This window comes from Novosphingobium cyanobacteriorum, from assembly GCF_029436685.1.
GTDB classification, from domain to species: domain Bacteria; phylum Pseudomonadota; class Alphaproteobacteria; order Sphingomonadales; family Sphingomonadaceae; genus Novosphingobium; species Novosphingobium cyanobacteriorum.
Genome location: NZ_JAROCY010000016.1, coordinates 69,302 through 88,749 on the forward strand (window position 1 = coordinate 69,302; position 19,448 = coordinate 88,749).

General features: G+C 65.2%; 16 protein-coding genes. 8 read left to right on the top strand and 8 right to left on the bottom strand.

The genetic code is table 11. The features are described from left to right. Positions 1–2: 2 nt before the first annotated feature. The 6 genes from POM99_RS16145 to POM99_RS16170 form a co-directional block, all read right to left on the bottom strand. Positions 3–545, bottom strand: a complete 543-nt coding sequence (locus POM99_RS16145) for a methylamine dehydrogenase light chain (RefSeq protein ID WP_277279516.1) — start codon at positions 543–545, stop codon at positions 3–5. Between the two features lie 36 nt (positions 546–581). Next, complete coding sequence (locus POM99_RS16150; protein WP_277279517.1) at positions 582–1,184, bottom strand: thioredoxin domain-containing protein; 603 nt, start codon at positions 1,182–1,184, stop codon at positions 582–584. A gap of 3 nt (positions 1,185–1,187) precedes the next feature. Continuing rightward, positions 1,188–1,730 carry a MauE/DoxX family redox-associated membrane protein gene (locus POM99_RS16155; protein ID WP_277279518.1) on the bottom strand — a complete coding sequence of 181 codons (543 nt, stop codon included), beginning with the start codon at positions 1,728–1,730 and terminating at the stop codon, positions 1,188–1,190. After that, positions 1,727–2,902 carry an amine dehydrogenase large subunit gene (locus tag POM99_RS16160; RefSeq protein WP_277279519.1) on the bottom strand — a complete coding sequence of 392 codons (1,176 nt, stop codon included), beginning with the start codon at positions 2,900–2,902 and terminating at the stop codon, positions 1,727–1,729. Before POM99_RS16160 ends, POM99_RS16155 begins: the two co-directional genes overlap by 4 nt. A 96-nt stretch (positions 2,903–2,998) precedes the next feature. After that, the gene (locus tag POM99_RS16165; protein ID WP_277279520.1) at positions 2,999–4,168 is read right to left on the bottom strand and encodes an MFS transporter; all 1,170 of its coding nucleotides are present in this window, start codon (positions 4,166–4,168) and stop codon (positions 2,999–3,001) included. Between the two features lie 93 nt (positions 4,169–4,261). Further along, positions 4,262–4,939, bottom strand: a complete 678-nt coding sequence (locus POM99_RS16170) for a TetR/AcrR family transcriptional regulator (protein WP_277279521.1) — start codon at positions 4,937–4,939, stop codon at positions 4,262–4,264. A 126-nt stretch (positions 4,940–5,065) separates the two neighbouring features. Between POM99_RS16170 and POM99_RS16175 the strand changes: the two genes are divergently transcribed. The 7 genes from POM99_RS16175 (at position 5,066) to POM99_RS16205 (ending at position 12,061) form a co-directional block, all read left to right on the top strand. Then, positions 5,066–5,530: a (2Fe-2S)-binding protein gene (locus POM99_RS16175; protein WP_277279560.1), complete on the top strand. Its 465-nt coding sequence runs from the start codon at positions 5,066–5,068 to the stop codon at positions 5,528–5,530. Further along, a complete protein-coding gene (locus POM99_RS16180) occupies positions 5,530–7,728 on the top strand; it encodes a xanthine dehydrogenase family protein molybdopterin-binding subunit (RefSeq protein ID WP_277279522.1) in 2,199 nt (732 codons plus the stop codon). Before POM99_RS16175 ends, POM99_RS16180 begins: the two co-directional genes overlap by 1 nt. Positions 7,729–7,872: 144 nt before the next feature. Then, positions 7,873–8,391 carry a hypothetical protein gene (locus tag POM99_RS16185; RefSeq protein ID WP_277279523.1) on the top strand — a complete coding sequence of 173 codons (519 nt, stop codon included), beginning with the start codon at positions 7,873–7,875 and terminating at the stop codon, positions 8,389–8,391. Continuing rightward, on the top strand, positions 8,352–8,741 hold the full coding sequence (locus POM99_RS16190) for a YncE family protein (RefSeq protein ID WP_277279524.1): 390 nt from the start codon (positions 8,352–8,354) through the stop codon (positions 8,739–8,741). Before POM99_RS16185 ends, POM99_RS16190 begins: the two co-directional genes overlap by 40 nt. Next, entirely contained in the window at positions 8,738–9,751 is a 1,014-nt protein-coding gene (locus tag POM99_RS16195; protein ID WP_277279525.1) for a hypothetical protein, read from the top strand. The genes POM99_RS16190 and POM99_RS16195 overlap by 4 nt, the downstream gene beginning before the upstream one ends. A 20-nt stretch (positions 9,752–9,771) precedes the next feature. Further along, positions 9,772–11,451, top strand: a complete 1,680-nt coding sequence (locus POM99_RS16200) for an ABC transporter ATP-binding protein (RefSeq protein ID WP_277279526.1) — start codon at positions 9,772–9,774, stop codon at positions 11,449–11,451. Next, positions 11,444–12,061: a S8 family serine peptidase gene (locus POM99_RS16205; protein WP_277279527.1), complete on the top strand. Its 618-nt coding sequence runs from the start codon at positions 11,444–11,446 to the stop codon at positions 12,059–12,061. Before POM99_RS16200 ends, POM99_RS16205 begins: the two co-directional genes overlap by 8 nt. A 158-nt stretch (positions 12,062–12,219) precedes the next feature. Here the strand turns inward: POM99_RS16205 and POM99_RS16210 are convergent, their stop codons facing one another. Further along, complete coding sequence (locus POM99_RS16210) at positions 12,220–14,994, bottom strand: TonB-dependent receptor (RefSeq protein WP_277279528.1); 2,775 nt, start codon at positions 14,992–14,994, stop codon at positions 12,220–12,222. Positions 14,995–15,398: 404 nt separating this feature from the next. Between POM99_RS16210 and POM99_RS16215 the strand changes: the two genes are divergently transcribed. Continuing rightward, positions 15,399–17,432 (top strand): tetratricopeptide repeat-containing sulfotransferase family protein, encoded by a 2,034-nt coding sequence (locus POM99_RS16215; protein WP_277279529.1) that lies wholly within the window; start codon positions 15,399–15,401, stop codon positions 17,430–17,432. 770 nt (positions 17,433–18,202) lie between these two features. On the opposite strand, the gene POM99_RS16220 is transcribed toward POM99_RS16215, so the two are convergent. Beyond that, positions 18,203–19,417, bottom strand: coding sequence for an argininosuccinate synthase (locus POM99_RS16220; protein ID WP_277279530.1), 1,215 nt, complete (start codon positions 19,415–19,417; stop codon positions 18,203–18,205). Positions 19,418–19,448: the final 31 nt, after the last annotated feature.

Here is a 19,448-nt window from a genome sequence, read left to right on the forward strand (position 1 = left end):
GATCAGGCCGCACCCACCAGAACCGCTGTGGAGCAGTGGTATTCCATGCTGGTGGTGCCGAAGCACCAGATGATATCGTTGTTCAATTGCGGGGTATAGAGCTGCGTTTCGCGATCGGTGTTGTTGCAATCGCACTTCGCGCAGTAAGCCTTTCCGCAGCAATCGCGGTAGGCGATCAGATAGGCCTTGCCATCTTCCGGATTGATGCAGGTGCCGACCCACGAAACGGGGGACGGTTCAGCGCCCGGCGGGCAGGTGTGGACCCCACCGCCGCAGCAGGTGCACAGTGAACCGTCGATCGCGCAGTAACGCCAGTAGTTGCACTTGGTGTCGTCAGCGGTCTGTGCCGTGCGGGCGAACAGTGTCTTCGTTTCGGGCGAGCGGTCGGGCTTGGCTGCTTCCGCGCGACTGACGGGCAGCAGCGGGAACACCGGCGCCGCCACCAGCGCCGCGCCAAAGCGCGCCAGCATCCCGCGGCGCGAGGTGCCGCCGGCGAAGCGCCGCAGCATCTTTTCGCCCAGCGCGTCAGGATCGAACTTCTTCATCGCCAAATCCCCTGTTGTCCAATCCAATGCGGCCGATCAGGCCAGCTCGGCCTTCATGCCCTTGATATAATCCTGCACGCTGCGCACGCCCATTTCGTGCGCGATCACCAGGCTTTCGAGATGTTCGCGGCTGTTCACCAGCCCCTTTGACAGGATCACGCCATCGGCATCGAGCAGCACCGCATAGGGGAGCTTGCCCACTTCGAAGGCCTGGCCGACATCGGGCCCGTTGATGAACTGATAGCCTGAAAGGCCGTGCGCTTCGATCATGCCGCGCTGCACCTGTTCGCTGTCATCCCCCACGAACACCAGCTGCACGCGTTCATCGCGGGCAAAGCTCTTGGCCATGGGGATCAGGTTCTTGCACAGCGGGCAGGTGGCCGAAACGAACATCAGCAGCCGCAGCGCCGCGCCCGGCGCCGCGCCGCCGACGGTGACCGCCGCGCCATCAATGGTCCTGGCCGGGATCGCCGGGGCGGTTGCGCCCACCTTGGGGCCGCCCGCGGTAGTCAGCGCGCCGGCCGGGGCCACGCGCATGTGCAGCACGCCCACCTGCCGCGCGAGCGCAAGCATGGCCACACCCAGCACGAGGATCACGATCCATGAAATCACCTGCGAAACGATCAGCGTCGTCAACATCGCTTATCTCCGGGAAGCGGACAGCGGCGAGGCGGAGAGCGCCGCCAGACCGTTGAACAGCAGGTACAGTACGAACAGCACCGTTCCGCCCGCGGCCGCCAGCGCCAGCGTGGCCAGGGTGGGTGATGGCGCCGGCAGAAGGCGGGGCGCCAGAAGCGCCGCAAGCACGAGATTGCGCCCGATCAGCAGGCGCGAAAGGGGCTGGCGCAGCTGCGATCGGCCACACCCGCAATCGATATGGCTGCGACCGCGACGGATGTTGATCTCCATCGCCAGCGCGAAAAGGACCAGCATCGCGGCCGCAACCGGAGCGGCCACGCGCAGGCCGGCAAGCAGCGCCACCGCCAGGCCAAGCTCCACGAAAGGCAGGGCCGCCGCGAATGGCGCCACCGCTGCATCGGGCAGCAGGCGATAGTTGGCGACCACGCCGGGCACCAGTTCGCGATGGCGCACCTTGGCAAGGCCGGCCTGCAGGAAGACCAGCCCCACGCCAACGGAGGCGACGAGGCCTCCCGTGGCGAGGCCGGCTTCCATGGCGCTGGTCACGGTTCGATCACCGTGATCGGACCGCCGCCTGCGTGCTCGATGGTGTAGGTGGCATTGCCGGTGGCCGGGTCGATCACGCGCACCGCCTCGTCCTCACCCGCGGTGATGATCCTGGGAGAGGCTTCCTGCGTCACTTCGATCGAGCGCGGCTTGCCTTCGACCATCAGGCGCTTGACCACCTTCCTGGCAGCGAGATCGACTTCCCAGACCTCCTCGCCGCCTTCCTTGTGTGTCCAGTATTCGCCCTTGTGCATCAGCACGAAGAGGTGACCGCTGGGCCGGTGCAAGGCCATTGGCTGGCCACCGCCCGGATACCAGTTCACTTCCAGCGGCTTGGTCTCGCCCTTGCGGATGCCGGCGGCTTCCTGGATCGAGAAGGCGGGGGCAATGGTCGGCGTGGCCGAGATCGAGGCGATATGGATCAGGCCGGTGTAGGTCATCATCACGGCCTGCTTGCGGCCCTTGTCATAGGCCAGGTTGTCAAACACCGGATCGTTGGTCGCCTCGAAGAACGGCGCGGTGTGCGTGATCGCCGGCTTCGCGCCCATGACCGAGACCGTGGCCATCGATCCATCCGAACACAGCGCGGAAAAGCCGACGCCGGGGTTCGGGATCAGGTCTGCGCAACCGGGCAGCTCGATTGTCTTGACGAACTTGCGCTTGGTGAAATCGATGAGATTGACGGAGGAGGCCGGGCTGAAGTTGTAGACGAAGCCCCACTTGCCGTCTTCGCTGACGATGAAGTTGTTCTTGCGCCCACCCACCAGCAGGCGGCCCGGCATGTCGATATCGGCCTGAACCTTGAGCGCGGTGCTGTCGTATATGGTGATGTAATCCTGCCGGGTGCCGCGTGACCCTTTGGTCCAGATGCTCTGCGAGACGTAGTACGCCTTGCCCAGAGGGTCGAGCGCCATGTCGCTCAGGATCGGGGTCTCCACCTGGCCCAGCAGCTTGCCCGTTGCCGAATCATAGATGCTGGTGCCGCTGAGCACGAAGCCGCGCTGCACGAAGAACCAGCTCTTGGTGGCGGCGGGCAGCGTATTGACGTCCGATTCCTCGGGCTCGACCGAAGCCTTGGCCATGACCGGGCTGGCCGTCAGTGATCCCAGAGCGGACCCGAGCGCCAGCGCGGTGAGCGCGGCAGAAAGCTTCGCCTTGGCTGCGGACTTCATTGTGGCACTGCCCCCTTGATTCGCCTGCCTGTGCGCCGCGTTCCCGGGCGGCGCTTCAATGTGCGATCACAACTTTTGACGCGTGTCCTAGTTTAGTCAAGCGCCTTTCGCATCTGCGAAGGGGGGCTGGGGGTCCTTGCCTGAAAAAGGGTTGGCCGTGCGAAGCGAGGCGAGAACGATCATGGCCACGCCGGCACCCCCGGCAAAGGCGACACCTGCCGGAAGGCCATCCAATCCAAAGACGTGGGTTAGCGCGGATCCTGCCAGCGGGCCGGCGATCGTACCCAGCGCATGGGTGCAGGCGACGAAGGTGCGGAAGCGCGAATCCATGCTGGCCGCGCTGGCCATGCCCGAACAGCGGATGATGATGGCGGTCGATCCGATGTTCAGCAGGATGACCGAGAGGATGAACAGGCCATCCTCGCCCGGCCGGGTCATTGCCAGAGGGGAGGCAAGGCCTAGCAGCGAGAGAATCGCGGTGAGCGGCACCGGTACGATCCGGCTTTCGCGCATGACGGTGATGGCGGTCAGCACGCCGACCACCGATCCGATCGCGACGGCATGGCCGATGGTGCGGTCAGGCAGCCCGGCCTCTCCGGCCAGGGCGGCGGTGAAGCTCCAAACCAGCATGGTGGCGCAGATGAACCAGAAGGTGGCGGCGGCAAGGGCCCAGCCAGCGAGAGGGATGACAGCGCGGTGGGCCTCGGCGGGGGGGCTGTCCGATGTGGGTTTCGTCGCCAGCAGCGCCAGGAACGCGCAGGCTGGCGCAAGTGCGAGCAGGGCGATGGCGCCCTTTTCCCCCATCAGCAATGCCGCTTCGGGCAGCAGGGCCGAGGCCAGCGTGGCGATCAGCAGCTGCGCCAGGTAAACGGCGGCATAGGCGCGGTTGGGCGCACGGGCGGCATAGGCGCCCATGGCATGGGCATAGACCACGCCCATCGCAGTGCCATAACCGCCGCGCACCGCCAGCGTCGCGGTTCCGGGGCCAGCAAGCGGGGTCAACAGGCTGCAGGCGATGGCGAAAAGTGCCGCCGCCATCACGGCCCGATGAGGCAGCGCGGCGCCAAGCCGCCAGACTGCAAGCGCGCCCAGCGCCGCACCGCCCTGGGTGGCGCCGACGACGAGGCCATGCCACTCCGCGGGCAGGCCATTGGCGTGGGTCAGCAGCGCCAGGAAGACAGGGTCTATCCCGGGCTGCAGGCAGCCGATCGCGGCCGCCGAAGGCGCGGCAAGGCCGAGAACCAGCGATCGCGCACGCCAACGCATTCACGACTACCCTTTGCATGCCGCGCCTCTTGCGGGCGCGCGCCGCCTGCCAGGCCAAGCTCCCGACGGGCGCATGTCCTTATCGGCAGGCCCTTATTTCAGGGCGGCAATCTGTTCCGGGGTGATCGACTTGGCAAGCTGGACCAGCGCATGGGTCGCAACAAGGGTGATTGACGGCATCTTGGCCGCCCACGGCTTGTCAAAGCCGGTGAAGGGCGTGGTCCCTTCCATAGAGGCGCTGATGTAGAGTGCCACGGTGTGCACGTCATCGGGCGAGAGAGCGGGGTTGAGTTCGGCCACTACCTCGCCGATGAAATCGTGCACGCTCTGGTAGAAGGCTCGCACGCGGTCAGCCACGAAGGCGTTGTGGTTGGCCAGCGCCCACAGTTCGGTGAACAGGCGCGTGGTGCGCTTGCCTGCGATATCTTCAAGGCAGATCACGATGATCAGCCGCAGCTTTTCTTCCGGGCTCAGATGCGGCTGGCGCACGCGGCTTTCCAGCGTCTTGTCATAGCTGACCAGAAGTTCGTCCAGCAGCGTCTGGATCAGCATTTCCTTGCGCGGGAAGTGGTAGGAAACGTTCCCCACCTTCATCCCGCATTCCGCCGCGATCCGGCGGATGGTGAAGGCGGCGGCGCCTTCATTGATCAGCACGGTCAGCGCGGCCTTCAGGATCGCATCGACGGTCTCTGTGCCGCGGGCATAGGTGCCCGGGCGGCCGGCAGGCGCGGGCGCCCCTTCGTCCTTTGCTGCGGCAACCTTGTCCAGCATGCAGTCGTCTCCTGCCGTCCGGCAAAGCACGGAGCATGCTGCATGGCAACAACGAACTTGACCAATACTTGAAGCCTGTCCAACATTTCGGCTCGTCCCTCCAAAATGGTATCGAAAGCGCGCACCATGGCGATCCCCATCACCGTCAACCGCAAGAAGCGCATGGTGGAGGCAGAGGGCGACAAGCCGCTGCTGTGGGTTCTGCGTGAGGATCTGGACATGCCGGGCACCAAGTTCGGCTGCGGGGCGGGGCTTTGCGGGGCCTGCACGGTCATTCTGGATGGCGTGGCGGTGCGATCCTGCCAGACGCCGATCGCCGATGCGGCGGGCAAGCAGATCACCACGATCGAGGGCGTTTCCGCGCTGCCCGTGGGCAAGAAGGTGGTCGAGGCCTGGCTCGACATTGACGTGCCGCAGTGCGGTTATTGCCAGGCGGGGCAGATCATGTCGGCCACCGCGCTGCTGACGCAGACGCCCAAGCCGAGTGCCGATGACATCCTTGGCGGGATGAACGGCAACATCTGCCGCTGCGCCACCTATGTCCGCATCGAAAAGGCGATCCGCAAGGCCGCCGGGCTGGAGCAGGCCTGATGAACGCGCCCACGCTTTCCCGTCGCTCGTTCATCGCCGCTTCGCTGGCCGGTGGCGCCACGCTGACGTTTGAGGCGCAGCTGGCCTTCGCCGCCAGCCCGATGCTTCCGGAACCGGTCACGCTCAACGCCTTCATCCGTGTGATGGCGGACAACAGCGTGGTCATCGGCGCCAAGAATCCGGAGATCGGGCAGGGCGTGAAGGTGATGCTGCCGATGCTGATCGCCGAGGAATTGGACATCAGCTGGGAACAGGTGCGGATCGAGCAGACCGACGCCGACCAGGCGAAGTACGGCCCGCAGGTGGCGGGCGGCAGCACGGCCACGCCGATGAACTGGCTGCCCATGCGGCAGGCCGGCGCGGCGGCGCGGGCGATGCTGGTTGCGGCGGCGGCCAGGCAGTGGGGCGTGGATGCCGCGACGCTTTCGACCGAGGCGGGCCGTGTGCTCGACAAGGCAGGCGGGCGCAGCGCCACATACGCCGCGCTGGCCAGGGCGGCGGCGGCAGAAACCGCGCCCGACCTCGCCAAGGTGCCTTTGAAGGACCCGGCCGCGTTCCGCATCATCGGCCAGTCCAAGAAGGGTGTCGATGTGCCGAAGATCGTCAGCGGGCAGCCGCTGTTCGGCATAGATACGCGCCTGCCCGGCATGGTCCATGCCGCGCTGGTCAAGTGCCCTGCCATCGGCGGCACCCTGGCCAAGGTGGATGACGCCGCCGCGCGCGCCGTGCCCGGCGTGATCGCGGTTGTGCCGATCAGCAGCGGCCAGTGCCCTGCGGGCAAGATGGACGCGCTGGCCGTGGTCGCCAATTCATGGTGGACCGCGCACAAGGCGCGCGAGAAGCTGTCCGTGGAATGGGACACCGCCGCGCAGGACGGTTTCTCTACCGAAGGCTATGCCAGGGCGGCGGCAGACCTGCTGCCCAAGGCGCCGGCCGCCACCATATTCAAGGCGGGCGATGCCGATGCGGCGCTCGCCGGAGCGGCCAAGGTCATCACCGCCGATTACAGCTACCCCTTCCTAGCCCACGCCACGCTTGAGCCGCAGAACTGCACTGCGCTGTGGCACGCGGATGGCAAGCTGGAGTTCTGGGCGCCCACGCAGAACCCCGGCAATGGCCGCAAGGACGTGGCCGCCATGCTGGGCATCGCGCCCGAGGCGATGACCATCCACATGACCCGCATCGGCGGCGGCTTTGGCCGGAGGCTGATGAACGACTACATGGTGCTGGCCGCGCAAGTGGCCAAGGCGCTGCCGGGCAAGCCGGTGAAGCTGCTGTTCGACCGCACCGACGACCTGCGCAATGATTATTACCGCCCTGCGGGCTGGCATCGCTTTACCGCCGGCCTGGATGCGCAGGGGCAGGTCGTGGCGTTCAAGGACCACTTCATCACCTTTGGCGCCGACGGCAAGGCGATCCGCGCGGCGGAGCTTTCTTCCACCGAATACCCTGCGCCGGTGCTGCCCAACGTGCACATGGGGCAGTCCTTCCTTGCCACCAACCTCACCACCGGCTGGCTGCGGGCGCCTTCGTCCAACGCGTTGGCCTTCGTGTTCCAGTCATTCATGGACGAACTGGCCGAGGCGGCGGGCACCGACCTGCCCGAACTGATGCGCCGCACGCTGGGCCCGGCGCGCGAACTGCCCACCGAGCGGCAGGGGCTGGTGTTCCACACCGGCCGCGCCCGTGCGGTGATCGATGCGGTGACGAAGCTGGCCGGCTGGACCGGCAAGCCATCCACCACGCCCGGAAAGGCCAATGAAAGTAAGGGCCGGGGCTTCGGCTTCTACTTCAGCCACCGGGGATACTTTGCCGAGGTGGCTGATGTGACCGTGGCCGATGGCGCGGTGAAGGTGGACAAGGTGTGGATCGCCGGCGACATCGGCAGCCAGATCATCAATCCGATCAACGCCGAGCACCAGTCGCAGGGTGCGGCGATCGAAGGGCTGGCACAGGCCTTGGTGCTGCAGCCGATCGTGCAGGAACAGGGCCGCGTCACCGCCGAAAACTTTGGCGAGTTCCCGCTGCTGCGCATGGATGGCAAGCCGGGGGAGATCGCGCTGGAATGGGTGAAGAGCGACTTCCCGCCCACCGGCCTTGGCGAACCGGCGTTGCCCCCGGTGATCCCCGCGGTGGCCAATGCGATCTATCGCGCCACTGGAAAACGGCTCCGTTCCCTGCCGCTCAACCTAGGCTGAAAGGCCGCTGCAACGCCACCGCTTAAAAGGGTGTTTTGCACTGCAACAAAGCGTTTGACGAATCTTGGACACCCGTCAAGACTTCCCCCATCGGAACCGCACGACTCATCGGTTCCCGAAATCATGCAGGGGGATTTCGCGCGCATGCCTTTCCCGGATTCAAACGCCGCCGGCCGGTCCAGCCTGTTCCGTCGCTTCTCCACGCTGCTGCTGATCGGGGCCGCCGGTCTCGGCACCGCCACCGCCGTCACCGGGCAGCAGTCCTCCATGGCGGCAGAGCCGAGCGAGACCGAGGAAGGCATCCCGGTTACCGACGCGCTGACCAAGGAAAAGTGCGGCGCGTGCCACACGGCTGACGCCAAGGGCAACCTCTCGCGCATTTCGTGGGTGCGCACCACGCCCGAAGGCTGGGACCAGGCGATCAAGCGCATGGTCAAGCTGAACGGCGCGGCCGTCACGCCCGAGGAAGCGCGTCACATCGTGCGCTACCTGTCGAACAGCCACGGCCTTGCCCCTGAAGAGGCGAAGCCGGTGATGTACCTCGTCGAAAAGCGCGTGATCGACGAAACCAACATTCCCAGCGAATCCGTGCGCACCAGCTGCGCCGCGCGTCCGACCCCTGGGTGCACAACAAGGTCTTCGGGCTCGGCACCTTTGACCTGAACCACCGCAAGTTCAGCTTCACGCCGATCGGCCCGGTCACCACCGCGATCACCGGGCTGGAACTGACTCCGGATGGCAAGACCGCCTATACCGTCGTCACCAATGGCAATATCGGCAACAAGCGCTGCGAATTCTGGAAGTTCGAAATGCCTTCGGCCAAGCTGGAGGACAAGGTGGAATTCCCCTGCCGTTCGCGCTTCCAGTTCGGCATGTCGGCCGATGGCAAGAAGCTCTACATCTATGGCGCCAGCTATGACATCGAGGTCTATGACGCCGCCACGATGAAGTATGAAAAGACCTGGGATCTCGCCGCCGACGCCACCATGGCCGGAATGCTTATCCTGAAATGAGGGGGGGCTCGCCCGCCGGGGTTGCGCTCCACGGCAGCGGCATCGCCGCCGCAGCCTTCGTGCATGTTCTGGCGGGTGAGAACTTCCCGGTTTTCGGTGATGGTGGGCAGGGCGCTTACGGCGGCTCTGCTCCGGTGGTGATGCTGGGCGAACAGGCGGTGGGCCTGCTGTCCGACCTGTTCCGCAAGCCCCTGTTTTCCGCCGCGCACCGCATCGACCGCCGCATCGTCCGCTGGGGTGGGGGCGATCCTGCCGTGGTGCCGCACCGCGCACTGGCGATTTCCGGCGTGGATCTGGCCGCTGCCCTGCCGCAACCGACCCTGCAGGCGGGCGAGGCTGCATTCACTGTCCACACGGTGCCGCCGTTCCCGCAAGAGGCAATGCTGCGCTTCGGCTCCCGCCCGGCTGCGGCGGCTCCTGTCCAGCTTGCACCTACTGCCGATACGCACGCCGCGCTGGTGGAGGCGACCGAGGCCGGGTGGCTGTTCCTGATCCCGCAGGGGCAGGGGGCGGGCTGGCTGCTGAGTGTGGGTGGCGATCCCGATGCCCTGCTGGCCTCCGCGCCGCTCGTTGCGTCATCGGTCGCGTCGCTCTCCCCGGTCGTCGCCCGCTTTGAGACCGCGCCGAGAATGCTGCAGGTCCTTGTGGGCGAGGATTTCCTCGCGCTCGGGCATCATGCACTTGCGTTCGATCCGATCTGCGGAGATGGCACCGCCACCGCTGCGCGCGCCGCGATCCTTGCCGCGGCGGTCGTCGCCGGCATTGCGGAGGGGCAGGACGCCGATCTTCTGCTGGGCCATTACAATGCGATGATGGTGGCGGCCATGCGGCGGCATCTTCAGGTCAGCCTGCCGTTCTATCGCAGCGGTGGTGGCACTACCTGGTGGCTGGCGCAGGCCGATGCAGTGGCCGAAGGGCACGCCTGGTGCACCCGCTTCCTCGCACGCGTGGGTGACCCACGCTTCGTGCTGCAGGGTAACCGCCTGATCCCGCGGGAGAAAGCAGCCTGAATCAGCCTCCATCCCTGCCCGTGGCGGAATGGCGGACTTATCGCCGGCTGCTGCCGTGGCTGAAGCCCTATCGCGGCCGGTTCGCGGTGGTGCTGCTGATCAGCCTTGCCGCCACGGCGGTCGGGCTGGTGCAGCCGTATCTTTCGAAAATGATGATCGATCAGGCGCTTATGAAGCGGGACCTGACGGCTCTGGCGGTGATCGCGGGGGCAATGGTCGGCGTTACGCTCGGCGGCTACGTTCTCAATATCGCGGCGAGCTATCGCTACGTGCAGCTTTCGGCGGGCATGCTCTATGACATCCGCGTCGCCCTGCTGCGCCATCTGCAGACCCTAAGCCCCAGATTCTATGGTGGATTCCGGCTGGGTGACCTGATGAGCCGGATCAACAGCGATGTGTCTGACGTGCAGCGCGCTGCGGGGGACAGCTTGCTGGCGGCGCTGGGCAATGTCTTCGCGCTGGTGGGCTGCGTGGCGATGATGGTGTGGCTGGACTGGCGGCTGTTCCTGGTGGGATCGGTGCTGGTGCCCTTTGCTGTGGCGGTATTTATCAAGCTGCAACAAAGGCTTGTGAACATCACCCGGGAAATGCGCGAGCGCGGCGCGGACCTGGGCAGCTTGCTGGTGGATACCGTGATGGGCATGCGCACGATTGCTGCGCTGGGTGCCGAAGAGCATGAAATACAACGTTTTTCCTGGAGAAACAGGGCCTTTGTGCAGACCATGCTGCGGATGCAGGTGGCAAGCTTCATGGCAGGCGCGCTGCCGGGCACGCTACTGGCCGCCTCGACCAGCGCGGTAATGCTCTATGGCGGCTGGCGGATTATCGAGGGATATCAGACGATTGGATCACTGGTGGCGTTCATGGCCTATCACGGGCGAGTGTTCGCGCCGGTGCAGTCGCTGCTTGGCCTTGGCAGCACGCTGGCCTCCACGCGGGTGTCGCTCGCCCGTATTTTCGAGCTTTTCGACACGCCTGCGGACGTAAGTGGAGAAGGACTGAGGACACCCTTAAACGGACTGAGAGGGGGTCTAGAGCTGCAGAACGTGCATTTCAGCCATGGTCGCGAGGCCAATCTCAAGGGCCTCAACCTCACCATCCCCGCCGGCGCCTTCTGCGCCGTGCTGGGCGAGAGCGGAGCGGGCAAATCGACGCTGGCGGACCTGCTCGTCCGCTTCCTTGATCCCCAGTCCGGCCGGGTGCTGTTTGACGGGGTGGATGCGCGCGACATCGTGCTGGCGGACCTGCGCCGCACCGTGCTGCTGGTGGACCAGAGCCCGACGCTGTTCAACATGACCATCGCCGCCAACATCGCCTTTGCGGTGGAGGACGCTGCGCCCGAAGCGGTGGCTGCGGCGGCGCGGGATGCCGGGCTGGGGCCTTTGATCGCCCGCCTGCCGCAAGGTCTGGAAACGCCGGTGGGTGAACGGGGACTTCAGCTTTCCGCCGGGGAACGCCACCGCATCGCATTGGCGCGAGCGCTGCTGAGGAAGCCGGCCGTGCTGATCCTGGATGAGCCGACCGCGGCGCTGGACAGTGGTACCGAGGCGCGGGTGGTGCAGGGGCTGCGTGCCGCGCTGCCCGAAGCCACCCTGATCGTGATCACGCACAAGCCGGCGCTGGCCGAGGCGGCGGACATGGTGGTCACGCTGAAGGATGGCGAGGCTAGCGTGACCGAGCGCCTGCCCGAGCATGCCTGAACCCATGCGAATTGCAGTGATCGACAGCGGGGTGCAGCCATCGCACCCACACATCGTGGCGGATCGGCTGCTGCCGGGCGTGGCCGTGCTGGCTGATGGCACGGTGGTGGAAGGCAGCGGCGCGAGCGAGGACCGGCTGGGCCATGGCACGGCGGTGACGGCGGCGATCCAGGAAAAGGCGCCCGATGCGCTGATCCTGCCGATCCGGGTGTTCCACGATGGCTTGCGGGCGTCTCCGCGCGCACTGATCGTGGCGATCGACCGGGCGGCGGCGATGGGTGCGAACCTGATCAACCTGAGCCTGGGGACGACCAATCCGGCCCATGCCGCACACTTTGCCGCGGCGGTGGCGCGATGCTCGGCACAGATCGTGGCGCCGCGCCGGGTGGGCGAGGATGCCTGCTGGCCCGGCTGCGTGGAAGGCGTGGTGGCGGTGGAACTGGATTGGGACATGCCGCGCGAGGAGGCGCGGTTTGCGGACGGTGCCTGGCATGCCAGCGGCCATCCCCGTCCGATCCCCGGCGTGCCGCAGCGGCGCAACCTGCATGGGGTGAGCTTTGCCACGGCGAATGTGTGCGGGCTGATGGCGGCGGGGCTGCTGCCGGGCTGATCTGCAGCGCGAATGCCTGAGAATTGGTGCGGGCGGCTTGCCCCTCTCCCAACCCTCTCCCCTGAAGGGGAGAGGGCTTTTCTTTGCCGCGCATAAAAAGGCGCCTCCCGTGCCGGGGCACGGGAGGCATGATTTCAAGTCAGGGTAGAACGGTCAGATCAGTACTTCACGCCCATCCTGATGCCGAAGAACTGCGGCCTGATGGGGAAGTTGCGCGCGGAGCCGGCGCAGAAGGTGATCGAGCAGAATGTGTTGGTGGTGAGCACCCCGCGCTTGTCGAAGGCGTTCTGAAGGAAGAGGTCGAGCGACCAGTTGTCCTTCTTGACGCCGGCCGCCAGATCGAAGCTGACGAAGCCGGGCGTGGCGCAGGCCGTTTCAAGCGTGTCTGCCTGGTCAGGGCAGTTCAGCAGGTTGTTATTGAAGACGTTGAGATCCTGCGTGGCGCTGGTCTGATAAAGAGCAGCCACCTGGAAGTACGTCTTCATATCGCCGAACTCGGTGTCATAGCGGATCGACGTGGTGCCCTTGAACTTGGGCTGGCGAGGCAGGCGCGTGCCATCGACGGCGGCGATGGCCGAGTTGTTGATGTTGCCGCCCACGCCGGTGTTGCTTGGGCAGCTGTCCAACTGCTTGATCGAGCCGGAAACGGGGTCCGCCGTGAAGTTGCAGAAGTTGCCCTTCAGCTTGCCGTCGTTGAAGGCGCCGGAGCTGCTGATGGTGACCTTGCCCAGCTTCAGGTCGGCATCGTATTCGATACCCTTGACCTCGGCCTTGCCGGCGTTGCCGGTGTAGCCTGCGCCCTGGGCCCCGGCGACAACCACGCCGTACTGAATGTTGTTCCACTTTTCGAGGTACACGGCAGCGTTGAAGCGGAACATGTTGTTCCAGGTTGTCTTCACGCCAAGCTCGAAGTTGATAAGCTTTTCAGACTTGAAGCCGGGCGCCGCCGCGACGAACGAAGGCGTGGTTTCCGTGGCGCGGATGCGAAGCGGACGGTTGTAACCACCCGGGCGGAAACCGGTCGAGTAGTTGAAATAGACCATCTTGTCCGGCGTGAACTGCCAATCGAGCGCGACCTTGTGGGTCTCGCCCTGTTCCTTGTACCGACCGATGCTCTTGGGATCGAGGCGGTTGATGTTGCGGCACTGCAGGCGCTCTTCCGGCAGCGGCAGCGGGCAGCCGCCGGTGTAGCCCGGATCGCCAAGGCTGGGCAGGAAGATCGACGGCGGGTTGAGCGCCGACGCAGCGACCCCGGCGAAGCCCGTGGTCTCGTAGTCCGTCCAGAAGTAGCGGATGCCGCCGGTCGCCTTCAGAGTGGGCGTGATGTTGTAGTGCGCTTCTGCAAAGACCGCAGTATCGTGGTAGAGTTGGTCGCTCTCGATGATGTAGAAGCCATCCTGCTTCACGGCAGGGCTGCCCAGCACCATGGTGCCGCCTTGCGCCTCGGGAATGCCAAAGCCGGCGGGGTTGTCGATGCCGCCGCCCGCAGCAGTGTAGCCGACGATCTGGTCAAGCCCGTGAATGGCGTAGTAAGTGTTGTTTTCCTGCTTCTGTCGTTGATAGAAGCCGCCGATCGTAACGTCGAACGGCCAGGACTTCGGCGTCGTCAGGCGCAGTTCCTGGGTGAACTTGTTGCGGTGTGTGTCACCGTGGAAGAACTGCGTAGGATTGATCAGCTTGGTGCATTTGAGCGTGACACCCGAGCCTGTGCAGCCAGACTTGTCGAAGAACTGCAGGTAGGATTCATACCCATTGGTGAAGCCATCGTAAGTGACAGTATAGTAGGTGTAGTCGTTGCGCAGGTTGGTGCGACGCTTGAAGTAACCGGTGGCCGAGACGAGATCAAAATCGCCGATGTGGCCGTGAATGGCCAGCGAGGCTTGATACCATTTGTCGTCCTGACGAGTCAGGTCATAATCGTGAACCTGCAGGTCACCCACGCGCGGATCGTAGCCGAAGTAGCCGTAGGCGATCTGGCGCTGCGCAGTGACGCTGGGCATGATTGACCAGTCAGTCGCTGGTTCCCACAAGGCGGTGAACCGGCCACCGTATTCATAGATCGGATTGTAATCCTTGCGCGCAATTGCTGAGTTGTTCAGCGAGTAGAACGTTGACGGGTTATCATCCTCAGGAGTGTCATTGTTGTCATCACCCAACTGCAGCGTTGATGAGCAACCAGGTTGTCTGTCGAGCGTCCGAGTGCAAACGCTATCGGTGAACTTGCCGTTATTGGGCGTGTTATCGATGTAGCCACCGTCCTTGCGATAGTATCCCATCGCTCTTACGGCGAGCGTGTCGCTAACAGGCACGTTGACATAGGACTGAATCTGGCCGCCGAAAGCACCCTTGCCGTATTTGTTGGTTTCGACATCAGCACCGAATTCAAAGGCGCCGATCTTGGGCTTGTTGGTGATGAAGCGGATCGTGCCGGCTAGCGAGCTTGCGCCGAAGAGGGTACCTTGCGGACCGGAAAGGGCCTCGATCCGTTCAACGTCATAGACATGAATATCGGGAACGCCGGTGCCGGTGATCGGGATGTCGTCGATGTAATAGCCGACCGAGGCGTAAGTACCGCCGGCGGGAACGATGCCGCGGAAATAGGCGGTGTTGCGGCCCGGGCCGATGCCGGCGAAGGAGACCGAGGGCAGGAGCGCGGCGAAATCGGACAGGCCCTTTACCTGGCGCTGTTCAAGCGCATCCGAGCTGAGCGCCTGCATCGAGATCGGCACCTTCTGCACGCTTTCGGAACGGTGCGTGGCGGTGACGACGATTTCGGTGAAGCCTTCGCCCGCGGCCGGTGCATCGGCGGGGGCAGGTTCGACGGCGGGTGCCTCCTGCGCCAGCGCGATGGCGGGCAGGCTCATGCCGGCGAGCATGGTGGTGACGCCGAGGGCGCGCAGGAATTGCGACTTGCGACCTGATTGCATTCTCATCTCAAAACTCCCCTGTCCGAACCGAGACTTACCCGATCGACCCCTCCCAAGTGCGGTCCCAAACCGCTTTCATGCCGCAATGCAGCATGGCCGGGGTTGGCCTTGATCTCCGTTCTCCCAGCGGCAGGCAAAGTGCCCCTGCACCCAGAAACGAGATGCGTTTCCCGGCCTGCCGCAATGCGACAAGAAGATCGGTTTGACTTTTGTACCCCTTGGCTTTCCGTACATCTTGACGGTCGTCCAAGTTTCAAAAATGTCGCAATGCAGCACGGAGTCAACACCCTTGTTTTGCAGGTGCGCAAAGACAGCTTGAAAGGGTGGTTGCACCGCGTTCGAATCGGTTTCATCATGCAGGTGCGAACAGAAAAACGGGGCCTGCACATGACTTTGCCGCGAGCACGCGCGTGACCACCGCCGCGCCTTCCATCCAGCAGGAACTGGCAAGCGCGGGTGCCCTGTTGGAGGCGCAGCCGGAGCAGGCGCTGGCGCGGGCGGAGGCGATTCTGGCGCGCGGCAAAGTGCCACCGGCGGAATTCCTGGCGTGCCAGGCGCTGCGGCGGATGGGCCGTGCGGCAGAGGCGCTGCCAAGGCTGGCGGCATTGGCGAAGAGCCAGCCGCGCGTGCCGGCGCTGCAGTGGGAGCTGGCGCAGGCGGCCAGCGAAGCGGGCGCGACGGAGCAGGCGATTGCTGCGCTGGAGGCGCTGACACGGCAATCGCCGCAGGTTTCAACGGGGTGGTTCCTGCTTGCCACGCAACTGCGCAAGGCAGGGCGCGAGCAGGACGGATGGCGTGCGGACCTATCCGGCGTTCACGCGGCCTCGCGCGATCCCGAGCTGCTGAAGGCGGCCATGGCGATGAACGGCGGCGAGCTGGACGAAGCCAATGCCATGCTGGCCGCGCGGCTTTCGCGCATTCCCGAAGATGCGGTGGCCACGCGCATGCTGGGTGAGGTGCAGTGGCGGCGCGGGGACATGACCACGGCGCTGGATCTGGTGGAAAAGGCGGTGGCGATGGCCCCGGGTTTTGACCTGGCGCGCGATTTCCTGATCCGCCTGCTGTTGCAGACCAACCGCCTGCCCGAGGCGCTGGAGCATGTGGAAGTGCTGGTGCGGTCGCCAGTGAAGAGCCCGGGGCACGAATTGCTGCTGGCATCGGTGCTGGTGCGGCTGGGCGAGCAGGAGCGCGCGGGCGCGATCTATCGCAAGCTGCTGACGCTGCAGCCGGACCAGCCGCAGGTGTGGCAGAACCTGGGCCACGTGCTGAAGACGCTGGGCGACCAGCCGGGCGCGGTGGACGCCTATCGCGCGGCGGTGACGCACCAGCCGACGATGGGCGAGGCGTGGTGGAGCCTGGCGAACCTGAAGACGGTGAAGCTGGGGCCGGAGGACATCGCGGCGATGGAGCAGGCGCTGGTGGCGCTGGAGCCGGAGGCCGAAGAGCGCAAGGAGGACGTGTTCCACCTGCATTTCTCGCTGGGCAAGGCCTATGAGGATGCGAGGCAGACCGAGGCCTCGTTCCGCCACTATGACGCGGGCAACCGGCTGCGGCGCACGATGATCGTGCATGATGCGGACGAGTTTGCTGCCGAGGTGCGCGCCGCGGCGGAGACGTTCACCGCGCCGTTCATTGCCGCGATGGGGGAGGGCGGGTGCCCGGCGCCGGACCCGATCTTCGTGGTCGGGCTGCCGCGATCGGGATCGACGCTGGTGGAGCAGATCCTGTCCAGCCATTCGCAGGTGGAAGGGACGATGGAACTGCCCGAGATGATGATCATCGCCGGGCGGCTGCAGGCGCGGGTGGAAGAGGGGCATTTTCCCGACTTCGCCAGCATGGTGCGATCGCTGACCCCGGCAGACCGGGCGCGGCTGGGCGAGGAATACATCGAGCGGACGCGGGTTCATCGCAAGACCGACCGGCCGCTGTTCATCGACAAGATGCCCAACAACTGGCAGCACGTGGGGCTGATCAAGCTGATCCTGCCCAACGCGAAGATCGTGGATGCGCGGCGGCATCCGCTGTCATGCTGCTTTTCCGGATGGAAGCAGCACTTCGCGCGCGGGCAGACCTTCACGTATGACCTGGGCGATATCGGGCGGTACTATCGCGATTACGTGGCGGCGATGGCGGCCTATGACGCGGCGGCGCCGGGCGCGGTGCACCGGGTGATCTATGAACGCATGGTGGAAGACACCGAAGCCGAAGTGCGGCGGGTGCTGGACTATCTGAGCCTGCCTTTCGAGGCCGGATGCCTGGAGTTCTACAAGAATGACCGCGCTGTGCGCACGGCGAGTTCTGAACAGGTGCGCCAGCCGATCTACCGGGACGCGGTGGAGCAGTGGAAGGCCTATGAGCCGTGGCTGGGGCCGCTGAAGGCGGCGCTGGGTGAAGTGGCGGAGACTTATCCGGCGGTGCCGGAGGGGTTGGCGGTTTCGGGCTGACAGCCAGGCCGGTTTCCAATGCCGGATGCAAATGGGGGCCGGCATCGCTGCCGGCCCCCACTGTCGTCCGCCGGATGGCAGGCGGTTGTCCGGTGCCCGTGCCTTCGCATCTGGCCCCTGGCGGTGCGCTTCGGTTCCGGAGGAACCTTGTGCAGCGGCACGTTGGCCATCGCTTCGGTCACGGTCCTGCCCGTGAAGGGCCGGTTGCGCCGGTTGTCCGCCGCCTGTTCCAGCCTCGCCGCGCGTCATCTTGCGAAGATCGCTTGCGGACCGGTACGCCGGGCGGGCGTTGGTCCCTCCATTCCCCGATGCACCGCTCCCCTCGCGCCGCCGTTGCAGGCAGTGCGTGGACGGATCCCGCCGGGGGCGGAAAGGTCCGGCCGCTGGCATGTTCGCCCGCCGTCGTCTTGCGCCGGTTGAGGGCTTTCGCCCTTCCGCGCAGGGACCTGCTGGCGCCATTGCCGGCGACCGATCCGGTGCTTCGGCCATGCCTTCCCCGCTCCTGCAAACACCGTGAGGTGCTGCCGGAAACCGGTTTCAACATGAACTTTCAGGACCGGTGTGAGGCGTTCGAGTTTCCAGCGATATCAGGGGGTTGGCCTGGCTATCGGGGGTCTCTTTCGCGTCTCGACAAGACAAAAGCTGCGCCTCAGAGCCGAGTCGCGCAAGCAAAAAATGCATGAGTTATCCACAGGCCCTGCGGTCTGCGGTGGACAAGTCTGCAAGCTGTTGCGGAGGCGTGATTTTGTGAATCGCGCCTCCGCAGAAGGTCAGCGGTCGCGCTGCGCCAGAAGCCGCAACCGGAGTGCGTTGAGCTTGATGAAGCCCGCCGCGTCCTTCTGGTCATAGGCGCCGGCATCGTCCTCGAACGTAACGTGGCGTTCGGAATAGAGGCTGTCGGCCGACCTGCGTCCGACGACCGAGGCACTGCCCTTGTAGAGCTTCAGCCGCACGGTGCCGTTCACGCGGGCCTGCGAGTGATCGATGGCCGCCTGCAGCATCTCGCGCTCGGGCGCGAACCAGAAGCCGTTGTAGATCAGTTCGGCATACTTGGGCATCAGTTCGTCCTTGAGGTGCGCGGCACCCCGATCGAGCGTGATGGATTCGATGCCGCGATGCGCGCGGGCGTAGATTTCGCCGCCGGGCGTCTCGTACATGCCGCGGCTCTTCATGCCGACGAAGCGGTTCTCGACCAGATCGAGGCGGCCGATGCCGTGCTTGCGGCCAAGGTCGTTGAGCGCGGCAAGCAGGGTGGCTGGGCTCATCGCCGCGCCATTGAGCGCAACGCCATCGCCCTTTTCGAAATCGATGGTGATGTATTCAGGCGCGTCAGGCGCGTCCTCGGGGTTCACCGTGCGCGAATAGACGTAGTCCGGGGTCTCCTGCCACGGATCTTCCAGCACCTTGCCTTCGGACGAGGTGTGAAGGAGGTTCGCGTCGGTGGAGAAGGGGCTTTCGCCGCGCTTGTCCTTGGGCACCGGGATCTGGTGCTGTTCGGCCCAGGCGATCAGCGCGGTGCGACTGGTGAGGTCCCATTCCCGCCACGGCGCGATCACCTTGATCGAGGGATCGAGCGCATATGCCGAAAGTTCGAAGCGGACCTGGTCGTTGCCCTTGCCGGTGGCACCATGGGCGACGGCGTCGGCCCCGGTTTCCCGGGCGATCTCGATCAGCCGCTTGGAAATCAGCGGGCGCGCGATCGAGGTGCCGAGCAGGTAATCGCCTTCATACCGGGCATTGGCGCGCATCATCGGGAAGACGAAATCGCGCACGAATTCCTCGCGCAGGTCATCGATGTAGATATGCTCGGGCTTCACGCCCATCAGTTCGGCCTTGGCACGGGCCGGAGCCAGTTCCTCACCCTGGCCGAGGTCGGCAGTAAAGGTCACCACCTCGCAATTGTAGGTGACCTGCAGCCACTTGAGGATGACAGAGGTATCGAGCCCGCCGGAGTAGGCGAGGACGACACGCTTGATATCGGACATGGGCGACTCCCGTACATTCGCGCCTGAATTT